General features: G+C 47.6%; 7 protein-coding genes and 1 pseudogene. All 8 read right to left on the bottom strand.

Annotated elements, in window-relative coordinates:
• Nucleotides 1–70: 70 nt before the first annotated feature.
• Nucleotides 71–283, bottom strand: coding sequence for a peptide-methionine (S)-S-oxide reductase (locus V6E55_RS24930; RefSeq protein ID WP_316936920.1), 213 nt, complete (start codon nt 281–283; stop codon nt 71–73).
• Nucleotides 284–312: 29 nt separating this feature from the next.
• Complete coding sequence (gene msrA, locus V6E55_RS24925) at nt 313–813, bottom strand: peptide-methionine (S)-S-oxide reductase MsrA (RefSeq protein WP_011711652.1); 501 nt, start codon at nt 811–813, stop codon at nt 313–315.
• Nucleotides 814–815: 2 nt separating this feature from the next.
• Nucleotides 816–1,262 (bottom strand): peptide-methionine (R)-S-oxide reductase MsrB, encoded by a 447-nt coding sequence (gene msrB, locus V6E55_RS24920; RefSeq protein WP_011711653.1) that lies wholly within the window; start codon nt 1,260–1,262, stop codon nt 816–818.
• A 236-nt stretch (nt 1,263–1,498) separates the two neighbouring features.
• Nucleotides 1,499–2,041, bottom strand: a complete 543-nt coding sequence (locus V6E55_RS24915; protein WP_223878981.1) for a YkgB family protein — start codon at nt 2,039–2,041, stop codon at nt 1,499–1,501.
• Nucleotides 2,042–2,151: 110 nt separating this feature from the next.
• The gene (locus V6E55_RS24910) at nt 2,152–2,706 is read right to left on the bottom strand and encodes a carboxymuconolactone decarboxylase family protein (RefSeq protein ID WP_011711655.1); all 555 of its coding nucleotides are present in this window, start codon (nt 2,704–2,706) and stop codon (nt 2,152–2,154) included.
• A 58-nt stretch (nt 2,707–2,764) separates the two neighbouring features.
• A complete protein-coding gene (locus V6E55_RS24905) occupies nt 2,765–2,926 on the bottom strand; it encodes a peptide-methionine (S)-S-oxide reductase (RefSeq protein WP_223290059.1) in 162 nt (53 codons plus the stop codon).
• 162 nt (nt 2,927–3,088) lie between these two features.
• Entirely contained in the window at nt 3,089–4,225 is a 1,137-nt protein-coding gene (locus V6E55_RS24900; RefSeq protein ID WP_021141311.1) for an ISAs1-like element ISAs12 family transposase, read from the bottom strand.
• A gap of 311 nt (nt 4,226–4,536) precedes the next feature.
• A pseudogene (locus tag V6E55_RS24895) lies at nt 4,537–4,968 on the bottom strand (IS630-like element ISAhy2 family transposase); the annotation flags it as partial.

Below are 4,968 nucleotides of genomic sequence, written 5' to 3'. Positions count from 1 at the left end.
GGTCAGGATCGGCTGTCGAACGGCTCCAATGCCACAACGCCTGTTGAAGCTGGCTGAGTCTCGATGGTAATCAGGAATGGATTTCGATCAAGGTTGATAAAGAAATAACAGTCGGATCAAAAACCACTTCAATGGCTTCGCTGAACTGAGCGTTGTCACCAATTGAGGCGATCCAACCTTGATTGACAGTAGCAATGCCAATAAGTGATGAAAATACGCCTTCGGTGCACCAGTGACAACCACCGCCTAAGCCGATTGTATTAAGGGTGGTTGTCGTATGCAAATTGCAAGTCTGTGTGGGCTGCTGCAAACTCATTGAGATGAGGGCAACTTCCAGTCTGGTCTGGGGAAGTGGCAGGTATAGCCATTTGGTCGGAGTTCCAAATAGTCCTGATGCATAGCCTCCGCTTCCCAAAAATCACTTGCAGGTTCGACTTCAGTCACTACTTTTCCAGGCCATAATCCCGAAGCATCCACGTCAGCAATGGTTTTTACTGCCTCAGCATGCTGTGCCTCAGAGGTATAATAAATGGCTGAGCGATAAGATGTGCCCTTGTCATTACCTTGTCTATTTACTGTACTAGGGTCATGAATCTGAAAGAAAAACTCTAAAATTTGTCGATAGCTGGTGATTTCATTATCGAACATTATTTCAATGCCTTCAGCATGGTTACCATGATTGCGGTAGGTAGCATTAGCCACTTCACCACCGGTATAACCTACTCGGGTTGAAGTGATACCGGGACGTTTGCGGATAAGATCCTGCATGCCCCAAAAGCAGCCACCGGCTAATACTGCGCGTTCAATTGCCATAATTAAATGTCCTCTACTTGGTCTAAATACTCTGCGTAACCTTTACTTGCCATTTCTTCCCTAGGAATAAAACGTAATGACGCTGAGTTAATACAATAACGTAGGCCACCCTGGTCTTTGGGACCGTCTGAAAATACATGGCCTAAGTGACTGTCGCCATGAGTTGAGCGCACTTCTGTGCGGGTCATGCCGTGCGACCTATCAGTGATTTCAATTACGTTGACAGAGTCTATCGCTTTGGTAAAGCTCGGCCAACCACACCCTGATTCATACTTGGCAGAAGACGCAAATAAAGGCTCACCTGACACGATATCCACGTAAATGCCGGGCTTGGTGTTCTTTAGCAATTCACCAGTCCCTGGACGCTCTGTACCATTTTCTTGCGTCACCCGATACTGCTCCTTAGTCAGAGCAGAAATCGCATTCATAGATTTTTGATAGGTATTCATAAATGTCCTCTTATAGAGTAGAGCCATGTGCCTTTCAGATTATAAGAGACCTTCTGTTTACAGAATTTATTTCACTTAGGCCGTTAACCCGAAAAAATGATCTGATCCAGTAGTTCTGTACACCGCGCTAAGTGAGTAAAATCACATAACGAGGTGCCTATGACAGCTAAAAAGAACTGCAAGACCTATACCGCAGAATTTAAGGCCCTCTAACTTATAGTTGTTTCGGATGCGGCTTATTTGTTTTTGTGCTCCAGTGCTGTAAGTGATGTGCCTACGATAAATATAGACACGACAAACAAGCCTAAATCTTTTAGCAAAAACTGGCCAGGAACCACAGAGATCGCAGGAAACCCAAGAGATGCCTCAAAAACACCGGGTGTAGTCAGCATGAACGACAATGTCGTAAAAAAGAGTCCGGTTGAAAGTACACCGCCCAAGATTGCGAGCTTAGGGGAGAAAACTCGTGCAGCGATTAACAGGCCAACTGAAATTTCAAGCACACCCAGAAAATTTGAGAATCCTTGAATGCTGAGGAAACTATACATCCATGAAAGCAGAGGGCTATTACTAACAAAACCATGTATACCGTTTGCTTCGTAGCTAGTGAATTTCATACCACCAAACCACAAATATATTATCGTCATGGCAACGTAGATGCCACCTATACCAAACTTAGTGACTTTTGCACCGAGATTATTACTAAGGATATTGGTAGTCTGGACACCATTTTCAATTTCGGGAATAGTCATCTTATATCTCCAATTATTTTTAGCCATGTGGACTCACTCTATGTAGCCCACTAAAATGATATGACTCTTGAGAAAAACTATATGTTTACTCGAGTCGAACCTAACTTAGGTAATTGCTGTAGTTGAGCACCAATGGATTAGACATCAATGCCTAGTGGTTGAACGGCCGGGAAGTCGACCTCGGTCTGTGTCACTTCGTTAACGTAGTTAGTGAAAGTGTTCAGGGCAACAGCCAACAGAATATCCACTACATGTGCATCACTGTAGCCAGCGTTCAGCACCGCTTGGACCTGGTCATTGCTGACTTGCCCGCGCTGGCGGACTACGGCGGCAGCAAAACGCACGGCTGCGTCGGCCTTAGGGTCATTTGATGCACCGCTGCGGTTGGCAGTGAGTTCAGCATCATCAAGCTTGGCCACCTTACGGCCTAGGAAGGAATGGCCAGCAAGGCAATAATCGCAGCCGTTGATCTCAGCGACGGCTAGTGCAATACGCTCAAGAGTCGCTGTACCCAAGCCGCCCTGTGCTGATGCTGCGCTCAATTGCAGGTAGCCAGTCAGCGCAGCAGGGCTGTTGGCAACGACGCGGAACATGTTAGGAACGCGGCCCAGTTGTTTTTCCACAGCCTTGAGTGAGGTATGGGTAGCAGTAGGCGCGGCGTCGATTGTGGTAGGGGTGTTCAAACGTGACATAAATTTCTCCTAGTGATTTGAAAGACAGCACGCTGTATTGGCGTGGAATAAATTGTATTTAAGAAGGTTCTGCTTGATAATCCGTTGCTATCAGACAGCTCATCTTCACGTCTTGCGCAGTCGCCATTTCAGTGCCACTACACACCTTCGTTGACGTCACGCCGTCCTGATTTCTAAGGAGGTCTTCGAGACTCCAAAAACACCCTCCGGCAACGATCACATTATTTATTTTTCATAAAGCCTCCTTGGTTTTTATCTATTTACTAATGGAACTGAATTTACAGCATGTAAAATAGATATAACATGCTCAATAGTTCGTATAATGTGACTTATTAGACAGTTTACGTAGGGGCTATGTCAGGGTGAGAGCGTGAACATTTTGTTAAATTTCACCCAGTTTTTTGAGACCCGCATTGAGTACCGTTTCCAGATATTCACTGCTCATTCCTGCGATTTTTTGCTTCCGTCTTACGCTCGCCTTGCGTGAAGTCTCGGCCCTGAGCATGTTCAGCCCCATGTGCCGGATGCACGCCAAAATCTCTGCGGCATCACCGCGATAAATCGGGCAATCATCCTCGCCCATCGTGACGTCCAGCACCCAGTGCAGGCTATTTTCGATGGCCCAGTGCCCACGCACCGCTCGCGCAAACTCATCCTGCACCAACGCTTTGGAACTGATGAAATAACGCTGCTCTATGGTAATTTTTTGCATATTTTCAACGCGATAGGAGATGGCCACGCCAATGCTGTGCAACTGTTTCCAATGAGGAAACTGGGCGGCCAACTCGCCCGCCGCCATGACATGGTACTCACGACCATCGATGCGGCCATGAGCCTTCTCAAGCGTCATCGTCTCTGCGCATAACGGGGTGGCCGCCAGCGGGGCGAGGGCCTGTCGAACCGCCTCGAACAACTTGGGTTGGTTGCCTTTGACGGCCAATAAGTAATCGCCACCTTGCTGAAGGATGGTCTCGGCGATCTCGGTCTGGCACCCCATCGCATCGATGGATACCAGGCAGCCTTTGATGTCGAGCAGCGCCAGCAACTCGGGAATAGCGGTAATTTCATTGGACTTGGCGTCGGTTTTTATCTGTCCGAGCACCAGCTTATTGGCGGCGGCATAGGCACTGACCATGTGAATGGTCGACGTTCGATCCTCACGGTCATAGGAACTGCGCAGGGTTTTGCCATCGATAGCGACCAGGGCGCCATCGGTGTGCTGGTTAATGGCTTGAGTCCACCGCACAAAGGCGGCCTGAAACGGCTCTGGTTTGATGCCGGAGATGATCCTGGCAATGGTGTCATGGACAGGAATGCCGTTTTTAAACAGTCCCTTGGATTGAAACCAGGGAAGATGAACCTCGCCGAAATCCTCAATATCTTCCCAGCCCTCAGCCCCGCCGATCACGGCACAGACGGTGAGAAACAGGACATCGTAGAAGGGATAATAAATCTTGGCATGCTGGCGAGGGTCGTGAATATTGTCGAAGAACTGAGCGAAAACGGCATCAATAGACATGAGAGCACTCCTGAAAAGGAGCATGAGATCACAGCCGGATCACCAGGTCAAATTTCAGGGTGAGGATGTGAGCAAATTGTTAACTATGGAAATCATGGAAATTATCATTTTTTGGATTTCATGCGCATTTTTTGAGCTGAAATGACGTGCAGTGACGATTAAAAAGTGTGAAGGCGATCCTGACTATAAAGTTAACTGCATATCACAGGCCTATAAGTATTTGTTTTGTAGGCAAAAAACTATTTTTAATTTTTAACAAAATGTTCACGATCTCGCCCTGGATCTATGCTAAATAACTGATCCCAATAGTGCTACACCTTCGCTGTGCCATAGCCATTCCCCGGGAAAGGAGACACGGTATCCATGAAGTGTTTCACTCGGGCCAGCAGGTTTGCCATCCCTCTGCATTGATGATTGCGCGTGATGGTTTCATGTAACTTGTGCCATAGCCGTTCTATGTGATTAACCCAAGGGCTGTAAACTGGCTGGAACACCAGGCAGAACTTGGGATTCTTCTTCAACCATCGCTCGGTCTGTTTGCTTTTGTGAATGATGTAGTTATCGAGGATCAACGTGATGGTTTTGGCTCGTCGGTAGTGGTGGCGCAGCTTTTCCAGCATGGCAATAAACAGCGATGAGTTTTTCTTGATCCCGCTGACGTAAAGTACCCTTCCGTTGCCTGCGTGGAGAACGCCTGCCAGATAATGCTTGGCATTCTGCCCCGGTGTGACAACCCGCTTTTG

This window comes from Enterobacter sp. 342, assembly GCF_036663495.1.
Taxonomy (GTDB): Bacteria; Pseudomonadota; Gammaproteobacteria; order Enterobacterales; family Enterobacteriaceae; genus Enterobacter.
Note: the sequence above shows the minus strand (reverse complement) of the source record. Positions and strands in the feature narration are given on the sequence as shown.

Coding starts and splice junctions, on each gene's coding strand:
- msrA (WP_011711652.1), bottom strand. CDS start 813: ATGGCAATTGAACGCGCAGTATTAGCCGGTGGCTGCTTTTGGGGCATG.
- V6E55_RS24915 (WP_223878981.1), bottom strand. CDS start 2,041: ATGGCTAAAAATAATTGGAGATATAAGATGACTATTCCCGAAATTGAA.
- V6E55_RS24900 (WP_021141311.1), bottom strand. CDS start 4,225: ATGTCTATTGATGCCGTTTTCGCTCAGTTCTTCGACAATATTCACGAC.
- msrB (WP_011711653.1), bottom strand. CDS start 1,262: ATGAATACCTATCAAAAATCTATGAATGCGATTTCTGCTCTGACTAAG.
- V6E55_RS24910 (WP_011711655.1), bottom strand. CDS start 2,706: ATGTCACGTTTGAACACCCCTACCACAATCGACGCCGCGCCTACTGCT.